Origin of the sequence: Candidatus Marimicrobium litorale (assembly GCF_026262645.1) — a bacterium.
Lineage (GTDB): Bacteria > Pseudomonadota > Gammaproteobacteria > Pseudomonadales > Halieaceae > Marimicrobium > Marimicrobium litorale.
On record NZ_SHNO01000001.1, the window covers coordinates 1330839 to 1350540 of the forward strand.

Consider the following 19702-nt stretch of genomic DNA (forward strand, 5'->3'; position numbering starts at 1 on the left):
GCAATGCATATACAGAGCGTCTCATTTGCGGCCGACGCAAGATCGGGCGATAGCAGCACAAGTAATTTATTGTCTGAGTCGTAAGGCTTAAGTCGAACTTCTGTCGCACTTGTAATACCTGAACAACTGGACAAAGGGGGTCCCGGAAAGTGTAAACTGTTGGTAGAACATCGACAGCCTTATCGAGGAAATTTCATGGCGGATCAGGCCAGCAGTGTAATTATGAACAAGGGTGACGGCGCAAATCTTGAAGCCATCGTGCAGTCGCCGGAGGAAATACGTCAGGAGCGCAAGACCAAACTCGCCGCCACCCTGCGCTTGTTTGGCAAGTTCGGCTTCGACGAGGGCGTAGCGGGACATGTCACCGTGCGTGATCCAGAGTTGGCAGACCATTTCTGGGTGAATCCCATGGGGCGCTCTTTTAAACAGGTAAAAGTATCAGAGCTAATGCTCGTGAACCACAAAGGCGACGTTGTCGAAGGCAATGGTCTGCTCAACGGAGCAGCATTTACCATTCACTCCAGAATTCATATGTCGAACCCGAGCATCACGGCAGCAGCACACTCCCATTCATTATTTGGCAAAGCCTTCTCGGCGCTGGGTAAACTGCTGGACCCGATCACCCAGGACAGCTGCGCTTTCTTTGAAGATCACGTGTTGTTTGATGATTTTACCGGAGTGGTCCTGACGCTCTCGGAAGGCGATCGTATCGCTGAGGCCCTGGGCGACCACAAAGCTGCGATCCTGCGCAATCACGGCTTGCTGACAGTCGGTGAAACCATAGATGCTGCCGCCTGGTGGTATATCACCATGGAGCGCAGTTGTCAGGCACAACTCATGGCCGAGGCGGCAGGGAAGCCAACATTAATCAACCGTGATATCGCGCTGGTCACGCGCGAAACCGTGGGTAGCCCGGAGGCCGGCTGGTTCAGTTTCCAGCCTCTTTTCGACGTCATTATCGACGAGCAACCTGACCTACTCGACTGACTTGCACTGTTTGCTGCCGAATCCAAAGGCAGTCGTCAGCAGTAGGCAGGACCAAACCTCCAACTCAAGGACTCTGCAGAGTGCCGAGAACAACCTCTAGCCGCCGCCACTTTCTGCAACATGCAGCCACACTGGGTATTCTCTCAGCCCTGCCCTCCCCAATCCTTGCGCAAATCATCACGCGACAGCCGCCGATGAGTCCCTTTGGCAGCAGCTCTACCGCCGAGGAGGTGACCGAGGGTCTTGATTTGAGCGGGATGAATATCGCGATTACAGGTTGTAATTCAGGCCTCGGATACGAAACCATGCGTGTTCTCGCCTTACGAGGTGCTCACGTGATTGGCATTGCTCGCACCCAAGCCAAGGCTGAAAAGGCCTGTGCAGGCGTAGAGGGGCAGACAAAGGTATCGAGTTCGACAATCTGGATGGCAGCCGCTTCTACGACCCCTGGAATGCCTGCGGCGTCTCCAAACTGGCTAACGCCCTCTGCGCGCGGGAGCTGGCCGCGCAAATCTCTGACACCAACGCAACCGCCAACAGCGTACTTCCGGGTGTGATACGCACAAATCTGGGCAAGAGCCTCCCCGCATGGCAGCAGTGGGGTGCGAAGTACTTTGGCTGGATATTTTTTAAAACTGTGGAGGAAGGGTCTGCGACCAGTTGCTACGTGGCCACCAATCCCGATCTGGTTGATGTCCGCGGCTTCTACTTTGCCGACTGCGCTGTCGCAGAGGGCACGCCCTATATGACGGATGATGCGATGGCAGCCGAACTGTGGAGAATTTCAACGGAGCTTACCCGGGACTACCTCCCCGCCGTAACGCCCTCTTAATTTACCACCGGGCCTATGTCGTCTCGATTTCCGATAAAAGCCGCACCTGATTCCGCAACCAGGAAGACAACCAAAAATTATCGCTGGCTTGCAGCAGCAATTGATGCGCTGTCGAAGCAACCTCCACCGCATCGGACTCTCGCCTCTGCGCAGGCGACAGCACGTCCAGCAGGTGCAGCGCTTCTACATACTGGCGATCTGCCAGTTTCTCTCTGGCACGCTCAACAAGCGCTTGCGTACCGCCCGCCAGCTCCACCAGATCGGGATGTATACTCCGCTGCGGCTGGGAATATAGTTCTGTCGATGACTCATGTTTGAACCAACCAGCGTAATTCTCCCAAATCGCCCTCACCCCCCACGATACCTTGCCATAACCTTCTCCCACCTCGAGCTCTGGCGGTAACTGTATCTGCGACATAAGCTCCGACAACTGCGCTCCTGCATTCATGCCTTCAACCGTCTTGTCGTGCACGTAAAGAATTGCGTTGCGCAGCACCTCGAGCTCTGTAGCGATAAGATCGCTGCCCGTGACGGGGCCGTGATGTCCATATAATAAAGTCTCTGCACCCAGCGCCTGCACAACGTCGACCGCTGCGGCAACTGACAGCGCATCGCGGTATCTGTCACCCCGTATCGTCACCAGATTCGGGAAATGCCCAAAGGAACATCCAAACAAATTCCCTGTGAAGCATATTTTGTGCTGAGGCAGCCAGACGATGACGGAATCGTTGGTTTCCGCGCCTGGCACGGCAATAATTTCGAGTTCCAGCTCGCCGAGACTAAAGGAGTGTTTTCGTTCGACCAGAACATCCGGCGTCGGCCTGTCCTGCTTTGGAAACTGAGTCTGGCCATGCTGCGCGTAGTGGTCGAACGCATTGGAAAACTTCTCCGTAAAGGCGAAAGCAGAGCGCCTCGCACGAAAATCCGCGAGGCGTCCATCGTAGGACTGGTGCTCCTCGTTACCGGCTCCAGCAATGACTAACAGGCCCGGATTGTGCTCACGGAAAAACGCGACTCCACCCAGATGATCAACGTGCCCCTGAGTAAGTAGTAAGTAGCGCAGAGGTGCATGCGAATGGCTATCAAAATTCTGCTTTATAACAGGCGCCTCTATGCCCATACCCGCATTTATCTGGATATTGCCCTCACGGGTCTCCAGCAGATACGTATTCGAAAAGGCCTCACACTGTAGGATGAAATCATTTATACGCCGCGCACCGTCAAAACGCGCTGGATTCGGCTCTACGGGTCGAGATTTGTATATCGGGTCTCTCATCAGCTTCTCCGGCGACCTAGTCGACTTCCACTCGAACAGGAAAACGTTGGAAATAAAACGAAAAGCGCTCCCGCAGCTCAGCCGGGTCAACGCCAAAATCACCACGCAGGTCGTAGACCACGCGGCCATCCTTACCCCTGGGATGCGCATCCATGTACGCTGTAAGCTCACGTCTGGTACTCTCACCCAGTGAGAGACCCGACCGAGCATAAATTTTCTCAACTATGCTGATATCGTCGGCCATAAACTCGTGGAACAGCACGTCGAAACTTCGCTCAGCCGGCAATACATCACGATCCCGCACGCAAGCCTGCAGCAAGCGCAGCACTCGATCTGACCAATACTGAATTAACCCGAAGGTGTCCACTGGATCGCGACTCATGCGCTGGCCGTATGCCAACATCGTGACGGCAGACTGTATAACCGACACCGGATCGCGGTGTGTAATAGCCACCGTCGCGTCGGGAAAAACGCTACTCAAAACAGGCAGCTGTTCGAGATGTTGGGGACATTTCAATAACCAACGGGTGGCGGTGCCGCTTGTGTCGCCGTCCTGCCAGGTCAGTATTTTCAATACTGTCTTCATATACTCATAATGCGGAGTCTGGTCCGTAGCGTAATAGTGATCGCGCCAGTGCGGCGAAACGCTGAGCCATTCATAATTATAGGACGCGAAATCCGGTCCCATAAGTTCCAACTCTTCGTGTATATGCTCCGGGTTCATGGGATGCATGGCCGCCAGCAAAGGCGACATGGTTTTCATCATCTGCCAAGTATCATTGCAGCGCTGGAAGCGCGGGTCGACGCCGTTAATCCGGGCGGGCTCCCCCACCAGGGGGACCGGTTCATAGGACTCCCACAAAGGCAGTGCGCGCAGACGTGAATCAGCTGCCATCAGATTAACCAAATGGGTGGTACCCGACCGAGGCAGGCCGGCGACGATAATGGGCTCGTTGATCTCCACCTCGTGAATTTCAGGGTGACGACGCAGGACATCCGTTATGAGCAAACGGCTTGACGCATGTTGCAGCAACTTGTTTCGCAGTGACAAATGGCCCAACTTGAGCAGTGCCAGATCATTGCGCCACTCGTCGCAGAGCAGGTCGAGTCGAAAACGAAAATCCTCGGGGCCAAAATCGCTCAGGCCTGTTCTCTCTGAGGCCTCTGCCAATATGCTGTCACTGTTCAAACCAATATCGAGTGTCTCGGCATAGGCCCGGGCGGCCAGCTGGTCGTCGGTCAGTGACGGGTTGGCCAGATCCGGGATGCGGATTTCATCGGGCAAGGCAAATTACATCCATTTAATACAGTCGTATTAAATAGCGTAGAGTAATTTGATGGCCATGGCAAGCCCGCGCCTGACAGACAATAGCGCGGTAACGCGCGTGCGATTGAGGCGCTCACGGCACCAAGCCGGCCGCCTTTGGCGATATCAGCCCGAACATCGCTGTCCGCGGCAACTTCACTATCAGAATTCAATTTACCGCAGCGGCCACTGGAGAATCAGTGGGCAGGCTGTTAGCATGATTTGTCCACATTTCGGAACGGTGGCGAACCCAATGTTTGGTAAATCCAAGAATACGTCGGCTGAAGCGCCGCCCAGCGTGCAGGCTACTCCAGAAAAAACGCCTGTTTCAGCTACCCCTTTAACTGCGAGGAGTGCCGCAATGATTGGACCGAGTATCACGATAAAAGGCGAAGTAAGTGGCGAAGAGGATCTGTTGATTCAAGGCCGCGTCGAGGGTTCAGTCAATCTTGACAACAACGAGGTCACTATTGGCGATGCCGGCAGGGTGGAGGCAGATATTCAGGCGAGAGTAGCGAGAGTCGACGGTGAAGTCGCCGGAGACATCACCGCCAATGAAAAAGTCATCATCTCCAAGTCGGGTAATGTTCGCGGCAACATCGTAGCCCCCAGGGTAACGCTGGAAGATGGCGCTATCTTCAAGGGCAGTATCGATATGGACCCTGCAGGTGCCAGTCAGTCGAGGGCACCGCAGCCACCCGCCAACGACGGAAACACACCACTCAAAGCCTCCGGACTGGATCTGAAAACCGTCTAGACTTACTTTTTTCGGATCACTCTCTTGCAACGGGGAGTGAGTTATCGCCATGCAGACCATTCCCTTGCAAAATAACGCTGTGCAAACATCCAAGCTGCTACCGCTATTGTTTGCGAGCATCAAGGAGGATGAGCCACTCACCGTGCTGCACATCGGCCCGGCACTGCCTGATACCGTTGATTTTTTCTGCGACTACCGTTGCAAATTACATTTTGTTGATTTGTTCGATGACCTGCCTTTAACAGAGACAGAGGACAGTCCTCGGCTGCAAGAACAGGTCGACACACTTCTCGATATCCAACCTGACACAAAGTTTGACCTTTGCCTGTTCTGGGATATTTTCAATTATCTTGAACGCGACGCCATCCTCGCCCTGATGGCTACCCTGCGAGAGCACCTGAAGCCGAGCACGCTGGCCCATATGTTCTCCATGCATAACACCCGTATCCGCCCGGAGGGGCAATTTTACGGTGTACTGCAGCCAGACACTCTCAGCTGCCGTATTCGAAGCCACGAACCCGAATGCTATGCACCGCATAGTCAACGAAAACTGCAGGATATGTTGTATTGCTTCACTCTGGATCGCAGCGTGTTACTGCCAGACAGCCGACTCGAGCTTTTGCTAAGAGTGAAGCGGTAGTCCTCGAAGAGACCGATGGCGTATCCCCCATCGCTGCGTCAGTCTGTCCTATAATTACGATTATGCCTCATTTGTTACGCCTGTTTTTGTTGGCTTTTTTTCTTCACTGCCCTGCGGGGTTAGCGACGACCGTCTATAAATCGATGGATGAAAACGGCGTGGTCTCGTTCTCCGATACACTCCCAGACGATTCACCAGCGGTCGAGACTTTTGAAATTACAATTCACGAAACCGCCTCGTCCGATTCAACCGAGTTGCTGGAGGAAATGCGTCAAACTACCGACAGAATGGCTGCTGATCGTCGCGAACGGGAAAAGCACCGCGCTGAGATACGACAATTGCAGTCGGATACCGCGCGCCAAAAGAACAACCCGGTCTACCCGGCGTACTATGACACTATCACTTCCGAATACAGTGCAGCGGGTAGTTACTACCGCTATCCCTTGAAGCGCCCTGCTTGGCCGAGACACCCTATCGCGCGACCGCCGCTGCGGCCGCCCAATCTCACGAACCCGATCGAGCAGTTCCCCGCGCCCCATATACGCCCCTTATTTACCCCCCGGACACGGGGAGCAAACCGACAATAGCGCTCATTGAGATACTGCAAACATTCAAGCGCGCACAAGCATGCTGCCGTACAATGTGTGTCCAGCCAGCTACGATAAAAGGCATTTTTATTCATATGACGCGCTGCAGAGAAATCGCCCTGGACGTCGCCGATACGACGCTATCGCTCACCGAATGGGCCGGTGCTGGAGATCCCATCCTGCTAATCCATGCCACCGGGTTTCACCGTCATTGCTGGAACGAAATTGTCACACGCTTACCGCAACGTCACATCTATACGGTAGACTTGCGCTTTCACGGCGCTAGCGGACAAAATGGCGAGGTGCGATGGAAATTAATGGCCAATGACATCGAGCAGATGCTCGAAAAGCTGGACCTGAACCAGGTTATCGGCGCCGGTCATTCACTGGGTGGTCATATACTCACCCGAGTTGCAGCCGAAGCACCTGAGCGCTTCAAACACATCCTTCTTATCGACCCGGTCATCATGTCACCGCAGCGAGCCGCCGCGGCCCTGAAGGCAAGCCACGGTCTCAAAGCCACTGACCACCCGGTCAGTCGCAGAAAAAACTTGTGGCAGGACGCCGAGGAAATGTATCAGCGTTTTAAAGATCGAGCGCCCTTCGATACCTGGCAGCCACAAGTCCTGCGGGATTATTGCAATCACGCTTTGCGTCCTGAGCAGGAAGGTACTCAGAGACAACTGGCATGCGACCCAATCAACGAAGCCGCTATCTACCTGAATCAATCGGGCATGAAGGATATTTTCGAGCAACTGGATAAGGTTCGCGTGCCAGCGACTCTTCTGAGAGCCCCGCCCGGAGACGGAAAACAACATAAGCCCCTGGACTCGCCCACCTGGTCAAAGCTGGCCTCAGCCCTGCCTGATTGTCGGGATATTTACCTTCCCGACCACAACCATTTCATCCCCATGCAGGATCCCGAACTGGTCGCTGGTCATATTAAAAAGATACGGTAGTCGAGCATCAGTAAGGAATGCTGTTACTATAGGGAACGACCGTGATAACTTGCGAAAATAAAAAATAACAGGGGAAAACCGCTATGAACGTTGTCATTACCAGTCTGCTGATATTAGTCATTCTGCCCGTAAGCTGTGCGTGGATTGCGGGCTACTATCGCCAGAAGCAACTCGGCAGCGTAGATAACAAGGAGCCCCGCACCCAGTCGCAGCAGTTGACTGGCCCCGGAGCGCGAGCGGTAGCCGCTCAGGGCAACTCATGGGAAGCACTTGCGGTATTCAGCGCAACAACCTTAGCGGTGTTCATCGGAGGCATCGACCTGGACAGCATTCGCATGCCAGTAATGGTTTTTACAGCCCTGCGTATCGCCTACATTCCGGCGTACATCGCCGGCGTGGATAAACTACGATCCCTGATCTTCATCGGCGGTTACGGTATCTGCCTCTATCTGATCTACCTCGCATTGTCGGCAGGCTAAACGCCAGCTAGCCCGCACTATTGTGTGTCGGGGTGGTTTTCAGGCAATGGCGACGATATCGCCCGCGCCTTTATCAATACTGCGTCTGCTGGCAGGATAAATCCGGCCTCCACGGCGGTGTCTGTGGTGCGGTTTATGGCATCGACATAGTCCTGCTTGCTGGGGTAAAGTTCGGCCAATAAGGTGTTATCGAAAAGTCTCGTCGTCCCCAATAATCCGCAAAAAGCATCTGCCGGCGGCTGGCCTGTACCGCGTAAGGTGGCGACGGGCGCATCCACCCAGGGAGTGCGCACACCGCCGATGGCATTCCCGAATGCATCCAGTTCGAATTCATCCTGGCTTTCGTTCCATTGCATAAACGGAGCAGAAGGAGCCGCCTCGCCGCCTCGTATCCAACGATCCAGCGATGCGATGGCCGCATTAGCCACCCATTGTCCTGGCCCGTCATTGACGGGAATTTCGCAAAAAATGAACGGCGGTCTTGCGTCATTCTGCTCTCTTACATCGGCATACGTGTCATCGTCTCCCTCATCCGCATTACCGATCAGGGTAGTGTACAAGTCAGTATGTGCAGAAGCAGTCACCTCCCACATACGATAAACATCGGAATCGGCCTGGCGGGCGTCAATAGAACGCGGGACATCGGTCTCGTTTTGCAGAGCAATAACCGGTTCAGACAAGTCCGTGCGGATCAACGCCGGGCGCGGTGTTTCAATTACCGCCTGCGGTTCCTGTGAAAGCGAAGAGGCGCTTCCCGACAGCCGGCCATGAATGATGAACCCGTCAAACAGATCAATAGTCGGGTGAATCGCATTGTAGTAGGTGGCGAGGCGACCCGCAGACTGAGACTGACCAACCCCTATCATGCGCTCGGTTTGCAAACCATTTAGCGGATCAAGTCCGGATGGATTGCGCACCGCCTGGGCACCCTGTGAAAAAATGTCATAAGAAAAACTGTCCCCCGGGTGAAACAGGCTCTCGTAACGTGTCGGATCCACCTGTTTCAAGGGTAAACTGAAAGCGCCGCCGCCCTCTATACCCACGGATTGGGCGGAGATACCCACCCACGCATAACCTTCACGAATTAACTCCGTATGCATCTGCAGCATGTCTGGTGCAGCGTCTATCCCACCCGTAACATTGAACCACTCAACGACCACAGTGCCGTTGAAGTCTTCTGCGTCTATCGGCCTGAGAACCACCATTCGGGACCTATAACTCTCCAGATCTGCTTTCTGTACGTTCCAGAAACCGTCCGACCGGAGTTCCTCAGTAGAGACATAGGATGTGGCGGTACCAGAGAAAAAATACTCGGTTTCTTCATAGCCCACATCGGCAAGATCAAAATTCAGAAAAGTGTAGAAGGGTGTCCCGGGCTTGTAGTCCAACCCGTCCTGCCTCAGATCAACCTCAATACCGAAATCAATAATGCAACAGTCATCGCCCCCACCACCCGTCACAGGCCCTTCCACCACAGGGTTATCTGCCTGGGGCAGCTCTTTACCCGCGGACGGAGTGTTGTCACTACTGTCACTGCAGCCGGACAGTGCAACCGCCAACAGCAACGTTGCACAGCCAACAGCTAAGCTATCCGGGATTCCAGGGTGATTCATGGTATCTCTCCTGCGTGAACAGATGCCTTTATCCGTCCCGGTAACATTATGCACGCGATACGCCGGAACCAGGCAAGTCGTCCGACTATAGCGCGACCGCGTACCCATGCCAAACTCGTGTCTATCAGGCGTCTGCTATGCCACAATATCCGTTATCCTGGCGATGGAGCGGAAATACAGAATGTCTAACAGCAATAACAAGGCAATTGTCGAAAAGATGTGGCGTGCACTGGGAGAAATGGATTGGGAGGGCATGAAAGCCTGTATGCACCCGGATATTCATTACATTGATGTTCCCAGCGATGACCCGGGCGCTCACGGGCCGGAAAACTGCGTCAAGCGCCTGCAAATCGCATTCAACCATCTGCAGAAACAAGAGCAGGTGACCCACCACATTGTCTCAGAGGGAGACACTGTTTTCCTTGATCACACTGAGACATGGACCTTTACGTCGGGCGAGAAGGCCGCGCATACCTTTACTTCTATGCATGAAATCAAGGACGGGCTGGTCTATCGCTGGAGCGACTACTGGGATATGCAGAAGTTTGTCGGGCAATTTCCAGACTGGTTCCTCGAGGAGATGATGAAAGCCACCGCGGGCGACTTCACTGATTAGCCCTCCCCTACGAGCCCGCCTCAATCTCGACGCAAGGGACTTGATCGGGCTCTAAAAAAGACCGCTGCGGCGCTTGCCGAGGCCCTTCTGGACACGCCTTTTGTGTCCCTTGCATAGCGAGGAAAACGGGGTATTATGAAAAACCAAGCAAGCGCTTGGTTGTCAACGTGGAGATCCGGTGAAACAAGATGGCCCTACTCTGGAATCAGCTGACTCAACACGATCAATGACCCGTAAGCCTCCCTACCGCACGCCCAGCATCGACTCCGAAGCCTCTCTTCCGGATATCGGCGACACACGTTTCAGCGGCGACCGCTTTCACTCTGATGAATTCATGCAACAAGAGTGGACACATCTATGGCGCCGCACCTGGAACATGGGTCCACGACTGGAGGAGTTCAGCGGCCCCGGCGATTACGTGATCCATGAATTAGGCCGGGAGTCCTTCATTTTCGTGCTGGAGAAAGAAGGCAGCATCCGCGCCTTTTACAACGTGTGCCAGCACCGGGGTAAGCGTATTATCTGTGATCAGCGCGCGGGCACCGCGCGCTTCTTCCGGTGCGCCTTTCACGGGTGGTCGTGGAATATCGACGGCAGCATCAAGGGCATTCCAGACCGAGAGACCTTTCCCCAGTTCAGCGAGGGTTTACCCTGTGAAGAACTGGACCTGTCTGAAATTCGAGTCGACACATGGGGCGGGTGGGCCTGGTTCAATATCGATGGTAAAGCGGAGCCGCTGCTTGAATACCTCGATGTGCTGCCAGAACATATTGCGCCCTACCGCATGGAGGACATGCGCACCTTCGTCAACGCGACCTTTCTATGGAACTGCAACTGGAAAGTGGCGGTGGACGCCTTCAACGAGAGCTATCACTTTCGTGGGATTCATCCGGAAATGATGATGTGGTCCAACGCAGAAGCCAAGCTCGAGCTGCTCGGTAAACACAGCCGCATGATCAACGAGTATGGTGCCCCCAGTAAGCCATACCGGGAGACCAAAGAAATTTCTGAGCGTATGCAAGCCTACATGCGCTACTTTGGACTAGACCCTAAGGATTACAGCGGTCCCGCTCGTGAAGTGCGCATCGAAAAGCAAAAAATCAATCGGCGGCAGGCTGCCGAGGGCACCGCTCCCCACCTCCCCTACGAGGTAATGACAGACGAACAACTCTCAGACGTATACCACTACTTTTATTTTCCGGGCGCGGCCCAGAATATTTTCCCGGAAGGGGTTAACACCTTTCGCTACCGCCCCCATGAGACCGACCCCAATAAGTGCTACTACGACCTGATCATGATGGGTCACTTTCCGCAAGGTGAGGAGCCACCGAAGGCGGAGCATGTCTACTTCGATAAAAAAGTACAGTATGTGGAACTACTGGATCCGTCACTGGAAGTTGCCTCCTTTATATTGCAGCAGGATGCAGACAATGTCCCCGAAGTACAGCAGGGCGTGCAGTCAGAAGGTTACAAGGGTATGACTCTGGGAGAACAGGAAATTCGCGTGCGGCATTTCCATAACCTGGTGGACCACTATCTCAAGAGCGGCGAGCCGTGATGAAATACGCAGCAGCCCGCCAAATCCACCCAAGCAAAATAGACAGCCACCCGCTGTGAAATTTGGCATCATGACAGGCAGCGGCTTTGACCCGGCCCCCGGACTCAGCGCCATGATGGAAAATGCGCAACGCATCGAAAAACTTGGATTTCATAGTCTGTGGATGGCCACCATCTATAACTACGACGCACTCACCGCTCTGGCCGCAATCGGCACGGCGACCCGAGAAATGGAACTGGGTACAGCGGTCGTGGCCACCCACCCCCGGCACCCGATGGCAATGGCGCAACAGGCACTCACCGCCGCCGCTGCCTGCAACAACCGTTTTACCCTTGGAATTGGCTTGTCCCACCGTTACGTGATTGAACAGGAAATGGGCCTGTCCTACGACAGGCCCGCACATCATATGCGCGAGTATCTCAATGTCCTGCTGCCTTTGCTGCAGACTGGCACCGTGGATTATGAGGGAGAGCTGTACCAGACCAACGCCTCTCTCGATATCCCCGAGGCGAATACACCGCCGGTGGTGATTGCTGCACTGGGGCCCGCCATGCTGAAACTGGCTGGCAACCGCACCGCAGGCACCACGTTGTGGCTGACGGGCGTAAAAACAATCGCCGAGCATACTGTGCCCACTATCATTCAGGCCGCTGCAGACGCCGGGCGCAAACCGCCGAGAGTGATCGCCGGCGTGCCTGTGGTGTTGGCCAGTGATCCCGACAGTGCGAGAGCGATGGTCGACAGGCAGCTCGGGCCCTACAAGAACATACCCAGCTATCGGGCTATGTTGGACCGGGAGGGCGCGAGCGGTCCAGGCGACGTGGCCCTGGTTGGCAACGAATCCGAATTGCGCCAGCAGTTACAAACGCTCCGGAAGATTGGTGTCACCGACCTCAATGCGGTACTGGTTAACGAGAGTCGGGATACCTATGAAAACACACTGGCCTTTCTGGCCGATGAGATAAAAGCATTCACAGGCGACTGACTTGCAGGGTGACAATTGATGACTTCCACGCGCAACGAAAAAAAATACTTCACGCCACCAATTGACCCCGATGTCGCACTCCCCTCTCTCGGTAATGAACGCATTAGCGCCGGCCGTTTCAGCTCCAGCGAATTTATGGCTCGTGAGTGGACCCATCTGTGGCGCAAAGTTTGGAATCTGGGGCCAAGGATAGAAGAATTGCGGCAAGCCGGCGACTTCGTCACTCACACCCTGGGCAAGGAGTCTTTTATTTTTATCCGCGGAACCGACGAAAAGATACGCGGCTTCTACAACGTCTGTCAGCACCGTGGCAATCAACTGGTTCCCGATCGTCACTGCGGGTCAGAAAAATTCTTGCAGTGCCCTTTCCACGCCTGGACTTACAACCTCGATGGCAGCGTCAAAGGAATTCCCGGAGCCGAGGGCTTTCCCCTGCTTCGAGACGGCATTCCCAAAAGTGAAATGGGACTGGAACCGATCGAGGTCGATTTCTGGGGCGGCTTCGTATGGTTCCGTCTGGACGAGGGCGGCGAGTCGCTTGCCGACTTTCTGGGCGAACTAACGCAGCAACTCGCCCCATACCGCTTGCAAGATATGCGCCTGCTGGAATACAAGACGTTTCTTTGGGACTCTAACTGGAAAGTCGCCTGTGACGCTTTCAACGAGAGCTATCACTTCCGTGGACTGCACCCCCAAATGCTGAAATGGGCAGACGAGAATGCCCGTATAGAACTAATGGGTGATCACAGCCGCATGATTAACAGATATGGAACCACTAGCTCACCCTATACCGGCACCACTGAAATATACCCCGAGCTGAAGGAGTGGATGGTTTACAACGGCATGGACCCGGAAGCCTATCAAGGAGCACCAGAGGACGTTTGGAAAACCAAAGCTGACTTCGTACGTAGTATACAAGACACGGAAAGCATCACTGCCCCTTATGCCAATATGACCGATGACCAACTCACCGACGTCTACCACTACTTTATTTTTCCTGGCTTTGCGATGAACGTGTTCCCGGAGGGTATCAACGGATTCCGGTACCGGCCCCATGAGTCAGACCCGCAGAAGATGTACTACGATTTGATCATGCTGGTGCACTACCCCGCAGGAGAAGAATTGGCCTGCGAGCATGCATTTTTTGAGGAGAAGGTACAGTACGATAAGATCGCCGACACGCCAATGTCCTATATCGTCACCGACGTATTGCAGCAGGACGCTGACAACGTATCTATTAATCAGAGAGGCCTGAATTCAGATGGCTTCCGTGGCCTGTATCTGGGTGAGCAGGAGCTGCGTTTGCGACACTTCCATAAATGCGTGGATCGATATCTCGCCACGGACTGACTATCTTCCTTCAATCATTGCCGGCTATTTTACGCCATCGCAATAACGTTAGAACGGTTTGTGAATGTCTCGATTTATCGATTCAGTTCTCTCTCGGCGTTCACTCGCCCAAAGAAGTCTCCTGCTAAATCGGTGAAATAGATCGGCGCCGGGGGGGGCTGCGATCGGGCCTGCGCGTTGCACAATCTCTTAGCGTTTCGATAAGCACGCGCCGCGTAGTACGAGGATCGATCACGTCGTCGAGCCCGAAATCCGACGCCGCCTGCAGTGCCTCGGTCTCACTTCGAATACCGTCAATTATTTTCTGACGTGTCGCTCTGGAGTCGTCAGCGCCCTCGTACTGCTTGCGAAACGCCACATCCACCGCTCCCTCAATCGACATCGCGCAGATTTCCGCCGTAGGCCAAGCCAGTGCCGCAGTGGCATTGAAAGCCCGACCGCCGCCCATCGCGTAATAACCGCCTCCGTAACCCTTGCGTAATACCACTGATATCAACGGTACGGTTGCCAACGCCATTTCGTAGAACAAGCGAGCGCTGCGACGCCCGATCCCCGTGTTCTCTGCCAACGTGCCAATCGCGAAGCCAGGAATATCGATGAGGGATATCAGCGGCAACCCAAAGGCGTCGCACAGCCCGACAAAATGCGCTGCCTTTTCACAAGCCGGTGTATCAAGCACCCCGCCCTTACGCAGCGGTTGGTTAGCCATAAATCCCACCGGGCGACCATCAAGACGTGCGAAAGCTGTAATCATATTGCGCGCATAATCTGGCTTGAGTTCGAACACGCTGTCCTGATCCGCAATCACATCGATTACCTTACGCATGTCGTAGACGCGCCGACTGCTGGCCGACACCAGGTCGAGCAATTCGTCCCCGGAGCGGTCAACCGGATCCGTGCAGGTATGCACCGGCAACGGACCCCCTGCATGCTCTGGAAGGTATGAAAGGAACCGTCGAATCGCTACAAAGCAGGCAGACTCATCCTCGACAGCAAGGTCCGCCAGTCCGTTTTCATCCGCTTGCCGTGGGCTACCGCCCAACGACTGGGCATCAATATCCTCTCCCGTTCCCGCCTTCACCAGTGCCGGACCCGCCATACCCATGGTGGACCGGTCGCGAATCATGACTACAAAATCAGCCAGTGCCGCATAAGCGGTGGGGCCAGCGAACCCCTGGCCCATAATCGCAACGACATTAGGCACCCAACCTGATGTGCGGGCAAGATTATTGAAGACCGGTGAGGCAGCGGCAAAATGCGCGGCGTTCATACCATCCTGTATACGATGGCCGCCTCCCTCAAGCAACATCAGCAACGGCTGCCCCGCGTCTACCGCCCTGTCGATCAGGCGGCCCATTTTGCGATCCGCTACTGTGCCAATACTGCCACCCAACACGGTGTAATCCTGCGCCAGCAGTTGCACAGTGCGGCCATCGACCTGTCCACAGCCCATGACGGCACCGTCCGCCGGCGCCTGCAGGCCGCGACTCAGGGAGTGACTGCGATCGGGCTCTACCAGCCCCCCTGTTTCGCGGAAACTGCCATCGTCGAGGAGGCCATGTATACGCTCTCTCGCGGTCCACGCATTATCTGCTCGACGTTTAGCCACCGCTTCGGGACGTTGCTTGTCCTCAAGGCCTGCCCGAGCAGCATCTAGTCGTTCCAGTAATTCCCGCGATGTGGTTTCATCACTCATAGCACGCGCTCCTTCAATTTCCGATCTTCTCTCGCTTGACTGTAATACCGGCCGCTTCCCGATCCCACGTATTCGCGGTTAATCCCTCCTCCTTTAGAAGGTGTTTCATTACCTTGGAGGTGGGCGTCTTGGGTAGCTCGGGCACAATGCGGATATAGCGCGGCAACATAAAGTGCGCCATGCGTGGCTCGAGAAACCGGAACAGATTTATCGGATCGATTAACTGGCCGTCGACCGCCGACACCAGCACCATCACGTCGTCCTCCCCAAACTCGCTAGGTATACCAACGGCAGCCGCTTCACGCACAGCGGGGTAGGCAGTAATTTCATTTTCCACTTCGAAGGAGGATATGTTTTCTCCCCGGCGCCGAATAGAGTCCTTGATGCGATCGACAAAATAAAAGTTGCCGTCAGAGTCATAACGGAAACCATCACCGGTATGAAACCAGCCATTACGCCAAGCCACAGCCGTTGCCTCAGGGTTCCTGTAGTAACCGTGATTAAGTGACCATGGGCGGTCGGTGCGCAGAATCAATTCCCCCGTTACACCCGGACCCACCTCACAATCGTTCTCGTCGACCACCCTCACCTCGACACCGGGGCGAGCACGCCCACAAGTACCACTTTTTTCAGGAAAAGGTTCTGACACAAGCGGACCGGAAATTTCTGTCATATTGAAGCAGGTTCGCACTTCGATACCGTGACGCTTGCCTATAGCCCGACCGTCTTCGTTCCACGGCACACACAGGGCTTTCTTGAGGGGGTGATTGCGGTCGTCGTCAGAGGCTGGCAGCTTGAGCAGGAACGGTATCATTGCTGCCACCAGACAAGTGGAGGTAATGCCATTGAGACGCACCGTAGGCCAGAAATCTTCCGTCTTGAAGTGGCTATCAATGTAGCAGGCACCGCCGCGAGCCAGAGTCATTATGACGTAGATAGTGCCGCCCGCATGAAACAGGGGCATATTGACCAGGCAACGGTCTTCACCAGTAACATAGGGGTGCGCTTCCGGCCCCATAGAGTAACCCTGCATATAGGAAGACAGCACCGCTTTGGAGGGGCCAGTGGTACCGGACGTAAAGATAATATACTGGGTATCCCAGGGCGCCACGACCTCGGGCATATCTGACAGGGGCTCGTCGGCTACAAGAGCATCAGCTCCATGACAACGAATACCGTCGATGCTGCCGGCACCATGGGTAACGACCATGTCTTTCAGTGTGCCGAGATCAATATCGCTCAGGCGCGATACCAGGTCTGCATGGCAAATCAGCAAGCGCGCATTGGCTAATTCCACAACATGTTGCAACAACTGCCCCTTGTAGGCGACGTTGATGGGGACATATACCGCACCGAGATAATTCAGTCCGAACCAGGTCAACAACGCCTCTCGATTGTTCGGCTGCCAGGACAACACATGGTCGCCCTTGCCAACACCAAGTTTTCGCAAACCCGCCGCCGCACGACGCGTCATTTCAAAGGTTTGATTCCAACTCCAGGTTTCCCCGCCGTGGAAAAGAATCGCTGTCTGGTTCGGTCGCTCTCGCGCCCAGCGCTGCAGCTGGTAACCCAGCACGCACTGCTCGACCTCTGGAAAACGTGAATCGAAAACCATACCCTCTCCCCAGCCGCAGTCTTAGGCAGTCGCGCCCCCATCAACCGGATAGGCGCCTCCGTTCAAAAAACTCGCCTCGTCACTGCACAGGTGCGTGACCATACTGGCAACATCTCCTGGCCTTGCGTATCGGCCCATCGGAATGGTTCCAAGTACGGCGTCACGGACGGTATCTGCGTCACCGGGGCTCATCTTATTCTCGATGGAGGTCATCATGCGGCCGGTCATGGCGGCCGGACACACAGCATTCACCCGAATATTGTTCGGCCCCTGCTGCATGGCCACCGAACGGGTCAACCCGATGACCGCGTGCTTGCTGGCGCAGTAACTGCTGATCAGGGACGCGCCGGATAGACCGGCAACCGAAGCAGTGTTGACGATAGCGCCGCCGCCCCGCGCACGCATGACAGGCACGACGTATTTCATGCCAAGCAATACACCGCGAACATTAACACCCATTACCCGGTCGAAATCCGCCAGATCGCACTCGCTTATATCACCGGCCTCACCCTCGACACCGGCATTGTTGAACAGAATATCCACGCCGCCGAACTCGGTGCAGGTCATCTCAACATAGCGCTCAACATCCTCTTCCCGGGAGACATCCGCTCTTAATGCAATTACTTGCAAGCCGTCCTTCCGAAGGCCTGCAGCCAACGCTCTGACCCGGTCTGCGTCGGAGTCCACCGCGGCAACGGTGGCGCCCTCTGCGGCAAATCGGCGCGTTGTCTCGCGCCCAATATCCCCGGCTGCACCGGTCACGATCACCACCTTGTTTTCAAATCGACCACCCGTTACCTGCATCGGTTGTCTCTCCCGCTACTACATCCTGGCAATGCCATAACTGTTGCCTCGCAGTGTTCTATGCCGCGACTCCCAGCAGGTCGCCAATGCAAAACCCAGGACCCGTCGGGTATCCCTGGGATCAATCATGCCCTGATCGAGCATGCGTCCGGAGGTATAAAAAGCATCGGACTGATTATCGAAGTAGCTGATCAATTTCTGATTCTGCGCTTGCAGTGCGTCTTCGTCTACGTCCTGGCCACGCCGCCGGGCGCCACTGCGGGCCACCTGTTCCATTGTCAGCGCCGCCTGCTCCCCCCCCATTACACCGGTTGTGGCGTTAGGCCAGGTAAACAGGAAATCAGGGTCGTATCCGATGCCGCACATGCCGTAATTACCGGCTCCGAAACTGGCGCCGATATAGAGTGTGATTCTCGGTACGTCAATATTGGACACCGCCTGAATCATCTTGGCTCCATGCTTGATCATGCCTGCCTGTTCATATTTCTTACCGACCATGTAGCCGGTGGTGTTGCTGAGAAAAATCACTGGCATATCGGCCTGGTCACACAGCTGCATAAACTGAGCGGCTTTAGTCGCGCCGTCGGGGTCAATCGGCCCATTATTCGCAATAATGCCACAGGCATTTCCATAGATTGCAGCATGGGCACAAACGGTAGACGCGCCGTAGCGAGATTTGAACTCTTCGAAGTTGGAGGCATCTGTGATGCGGGCAATTATCTCGCGCACGTCGTAGGGCTTGCGGTAATCCACTGGCACCAATCCCGCAATTTCCTCCGGAGCAAAGCAAGGCTCCTCAAACGATACAGGAGTGACTTGTTCACAACGCGCGTTCCAGTCGAGTCGTTCTACTAATTGGCGTGCTAAAAATAATGATTCTGCGTCATCCTCGGCGGTGTATTCCACCAGCCCCGATACAGAGGCATGCATATCAGTGCCGGCAAGTTCTTCCTCGTCGGAAATCTCGCCGGTAGCCGCCCGCACCAGAGCCACCCCGCCCAGCGACGCCCTGCCCCTGCCCTTGACGGCAATTACGTAGTCACTCATACCCGGCATATAAGCTCCCCCAGCGGTGGCCGGCCCGTGTAATACTGTAATAGTAGGGATTCCTGCGGCACTGAGCAGAGCGTGCCGATAAAACATTCCACCGGCGCGGGCCCAGGACTCGACCCTGTAGGCGAACAGATCGGCGCCCGCACTTTCGACCAGGTGGATAAAGGGCAACTTGTGGCGCAGCGCGACGTCGAGACAGGCCTCAATCTTCTCGCCTGTTGTGGGCGTCGCAGCACCCGCACTGATGCCGCTGTCATCTACCAATATCATCACGCGGATGCCGCTGACAAACCCGATACCCGCAAGCAGGCTTGCACCGGGAATCGAAGCTTCCCGATCTGGTGTATCCACCAAAAAATTCGCAAGCCCATACATATCAAGGAACGGCATACCCGGGTCCAATAGGCGCTGCAGGCGCTCCCGCGGAGTCAACTGGCCGCGCTCGGAAAAGCGGGGACGACGCTTTTCGGACACGGCTTCTGCCCGGCTACGCGCCCGGTTCAATGTATCTATTAAAGCCAGCATATCCGCGCGGTTGTCCGCGTAGGCCGGCGACGCCGTGCTCAAGCTAGATTGGAACGAAGGCATA

At 55.2% G+C, this 19702-nt stretch carries 19 protein-coding genes; 12 read left to right on the top strand and 7 right to left on the bottom strand.

Annotated features, from left to right (window positions below; genetic code table 11):
• The first annotated feature begins 195 nt into the window (after positions 1-195).
• From EYC82_RS06055 to EYC82_RS06065, 3 genes are all read left to right on the top strand, one after another.
• The gene (locus EYC82_RS06055; RefSeq protein WP_279248649.1) at positions 196-987 is read left to right on the top strand and encodes a class II aldolase/adducin family protein; all 792 of its coding nucleotides are present in this window, start codon (positions 196-198) and stop codon (positions 985-987) included.
• Positions 988-1067: 80 nt separating this feature from the next.
• The gene (locus tag EYC82_RS06060; RefSeq protein WP_279248650.1) at positions 1068-1544 is read left to right on the top strand and encodes an SDR family NAD(P)-dependent oxidoreductase; all 477 of its coding nucleotides are present in this window, start codon (positions 1068-1070) and stop codon (positions 1542-1544) included.
• Complete coding sequence (locus tag EYC82_RS06065; RefSeq protein ID WP_279248651.1) at positions 1541-1819, top strand: Rossmann-fold NAD(P)-binding domain-containing protein; 279 nt, start codon at positions 1541-1543, stop codon at positions 1817-1819. The genes EYC82_RS06060 and EYC82_RS06065 overlap by 4 nt, the downstream gene beginning before the upstream one ends.
• A gap of 13 nt (positions 1820-1832) precedes the next feature.
• Here the strand turns inward: EYC82_RS06065 and EYC82_RS06070 are convergent, their stop codons facing one another.
• Positions 1833-3095 carry an alkyl sulfatase dimerization domain-containing protein gene (locus EYC82_RS06070; protein WP_279248652.1) on the bottom strand — a complete coding sequence of 421 codons (1263 nt, stop codon included), beginning with the start codon at positions 3093-3095 and terminating at the stop codon, positions 1833-1835.
• 16 nt (positions 3096-3111) lie between these two features.
• Complete coding sequence (locus tag EYC82_RS06075; protein WP_279248653.1) at positions 3112-4380, bottom strand: sulfotransferase family protein; 1269 nt, start codon at positions 4378-4380, stop codon at positions 3112-3114.
• 382 nt (positions 4381-4762) lie between these two features.
• On the opposite strand from EYC82_RS06075, the gene EYC82_RS06080 reads away from it, so the two are divergent.
• The 5 genes from EYC82_RS06080 to EYC82_RS06100 all read left to right on the top strand — a co-directional run bounded on the left by EYC82_RS06080 (position 4763) and on the right by EYC82_RS06100 (position 7823).
• Complete coding sequence (locus tag EYC82_RS06080; protein ID WP_279248654.1) at positions 4763-5158, top strand: bactofilin family protein; 396 nt, start codon at positions 4763-4765, stop codon at positions 5156-5158.
• Between the two features lie 49 nt (positions 5159-5207).
• Complete coding sequence (locus EYC82_RS06085; RefSeq protein ID WP_279248655.1) at positions 5208-5798, top strand: class I SAM-dependent methyltransferase; 591 nt, start codon at positions 5208-5210, stop codon at positions 5796-5798.
• Between the two features lie 62 nt (positions 5799-5860).
• A complete protein-coding gene (locus EYC82_RS06090) occupies positions 5861-6385 on the top strand; it encodes a DUF4124 domain-containing protein (protein ID WP_279248656.1) in 525 nt (174 codons plus the stop codon).
• Between the two features lie 95 nt (positions 6386-6480).
• A complete protein-coding gene (locus EYC82_RS06095) occupies positions 6481-7344 on the top strand; it encodes an alpha/beta fold hydrolase (protein ID WP_279248657.1) in 864 nt (287 codons plus the stop codon).
• A gap of 83 nt (positions 7345-7427) precedes the next feature.
• Positions 7428-7823 carry an MAPEG family protein gene (locus tag EYC82_RS06100; RefSeq protein WP_279248658.1) on the top strand — a complete coding sequence of 132 codons (396 nt, stop codon included), beginning with the start codon at positions 7428-7430 and terminating at the stop codon, positions 7821-7823.
• Between the two features lie 17 nt (positions 7824-7840).
• Here EYC82_RS06100 and EYC82_RS06105 read toward each other — a convergent pair whose 3' ends face one another.
• A complete protein-coding gene (locus tag EYC82_RS06105) occupies positions 7841-9436 on the bottom strand; it encodes an alpha/beta hydrolase domain-containing protein (RefSeq protein WP_279248659.1) in 1596 nt (531 codons plus the stop codon).
• Positions 9437-9617: 181 nt separating this feature from the next.
• Between EYC82_RS06105 and EYC82_RS06110 the strand changes: the two genes are divergently transcribed.
• The 4 genes from EYC82_RS06110 to EYC82_RS06125 all read left to right on the top strand — a co-directional run bounded on the left by EYC82_RS06110 (position 9618) and on the right by EYC82_RS06125 (position 13945).
• Positions 9618-10052, top strand: coding sequence for a nuclear transport factor 2 family protein (locus EYC82_RS06110; RefSeq protein ID WP_279248660.1), 435 nt, complete (start codon positions 9618-9620; stop codon positions 10050-10052).
• Positions 10053-10230: 178 nt separating this feature from the next.
• Positions 10231-11610: an aromatic ring-hydroxylating oxygenase subunit alpha gene (locus tag EYC82_RS06115; RefSeq protein ID WP_279248661.1), complete on the top strand. Its 1380-nt coding sequence runs from the start codon at positions 10231-10233 to the stop codon at positions 11608-11610.
• Positions 11611-11665: 55 nt separating this feature from the next.
• Positions 11666-12595 (top strand): TIGR03564 family F420-dependent LLM class oxidoreductase, encoded by a 930-nt coding sequence (locus EYC82_RS06120; RefSeq protein WP_279248662.1) that lies wholly within the window; start codon positions 11666-11668, stop codon positions 12593-12595.
• 18 nt (positions 12596-12613) lie between these two features.
• A complete protein-coding gene (locus EYC82_RS06125; RefSeq protein WP_279248663.1) occupies positions 12614-13945 on the top strand; it encodes an aromatic ring-hydroxylating oxygenase subunit alpha in 1332 nt (443 codons plus the stop codon).
• Positions 13946-14069: 124 nt separating this feature from the next.
• Here the strand turns inward: EYC82_RS06125 and EYC82_RS06130 are convergent, their stop codons facing one another.
• Genes EYC82_RS06130 through EYC82_RS06145 form a run of 4 tightly spaced genes read right to left on the bottom strand, consistent with a single transcriptional unit; the run spans position 14070 to position 19701 of the window.
• Positions 14070-15641 (bottom strand): acyl-CoA carboxylase subunit beta, encoded by a 1572-nt coding sequence (locus tag EYC82_RS06130; RefSeq protein ID WP_279248664.1) that lies wholly within the window; start codon positions 15639-15641, stop codon positions 14070-14072.
• 13 nt (positions 15642-15654) lie between these two features.
• The gene (locus EYC82_RS06135; RefSeq protein WP_279248665.1) at positions 15655-17256 is read right to left on the bottom strand and encodes an AMP-binding protein; all 1602 of its coding nucleotides are present in this window, start codon (positions 17254-17256) and stop codon (positions 15655-15657) included.
• Positions 17257-17277: 21 nt separating this feature from the next.
• Complete coding sequence (locus EYC82_RS06140) at positions 17278-18060, bottom strand: SDR family NAD(P)-dependent oxidoreductase (protein WP_279248666.1); 783 nt, start codon at positions 18058-18060, stop codon at positions 17278-17280.
• Positions 18061-18078: 18 nt separating this feature from the next.
• On the bottom strand, positions 18079-19701 hold the full coding sequence (locus EYC82_RS06145; protein WP_279248667.1) for an acyl-CoA carboxylase subunit beta: 1623 nt from the start codon (positions 19699-19701) through the stop codon (positions 18079-18081).
• Between the last annotated feature and the right edge of the window lies 1 nt (position 19702).

Excerpts from the sequence above, each read along its gene's own strand:
- EYC82_RS06055 (WP_279248649.1), top strand. The coding sequence starts at position 196 with ATGGCGGATCAGGCCAGCAGTGTAATTATGAACAAGGGTGACGGCGCA.
- EYC82_RS06070 (WP_279248652.1), bottom strand. The coding sequence starts at position 3,095 with ATGAGAGACCCGATATACAAATCTCGACCCGTAGAGCCGAATCCAGCG.
- EYC82_RS06080 (WP_279248654.1), top strand. The coding sequence starts at position 4,763 with ATGATTGGACCGAGTATCACGATAAAAGGCGAAGTAAGTGGCGAAGAG.
- EYC82_RS06085 (WP_279248655.1), top strand. The coding sequence starts at position 5,208 with ATGCAGACCATTCCCTTGCAAAATAACGCTGTGCAAACATCCAAGCTG.
- EYC82_RS06090 (WP_279248656.1), top strand. The coding sequence starts at position 5,861 with ATGCCTCATTTGTTACGCCTGTTTTTGTTGGCTTTTTTTCTTCACTGC.
- EYC82_RS06095 (WP_279248657.1), top strand. The coding sequence starts at position 6,481 with ATGACGCGCTGCAGAGAAATCGCCCTGGACGTCGCCGATACGACGCTA.
- EYC82_RS06100 (WP_279248658.1), top strand. The coding sequence starts at position 7,428 with ATGAACGTTGTCATTACCAGTCTGCTGATATTAGTCATTCTGCCCGTA.
- EYC82_RS06105 (WP_279248659.1), bottom strand. The coding sequence starts at position 9,436 with ATGAATCACCCTGGAATCCCGGATAGCTTAGCTGTTGGCTGTGCAACG.
- EYC82_RS06110 (WP_279248660.1), top strand. The coding sequence starts at position 9,618 with ATGTCTAACAGCAATAACAAGGCAATTGTCGAAAAGATGTGGCGTGCA.
- EYC82_RS06125 (WP_279248663.1), top strand. The coding sequence starts at position 12,614 with ATGACTTCCACGCGCAACGAAAAAAAATACTTCACGCCACCAATTGAC.
- EYC82_RS06130 (WP_279248664.1), bottom strand. The coding sequence starts at position 15,641 with ATGAGTGATGAAACCACATCGCGGGAATTACTGGAACGACTAGATGCT.
- EYC82_RS06135 (WP_279248665.1), bottom strand. The coding sequence starts at position 17,256 with ATGGTTTTCGATTCACGTTTTCCAGAGGTCGAGCAGTGCGTGCTGGGT.
- EYC82_RS06140 (WP_279248666.1), bottom strand. The coding sequence starts at position 18,060 with ATGCAGGTAACGGGTGGTCGATTTGAAAACAAGGTGGTGATCGTGACC.
- EYC82_RS06145 (WP_279248667.1), bottom strand. The coding sequence starts at position 19,701 with ATGCCTTCGTTCCAATCTAGCTTGAGCACGGCGTCGCCGGCCTACGCG.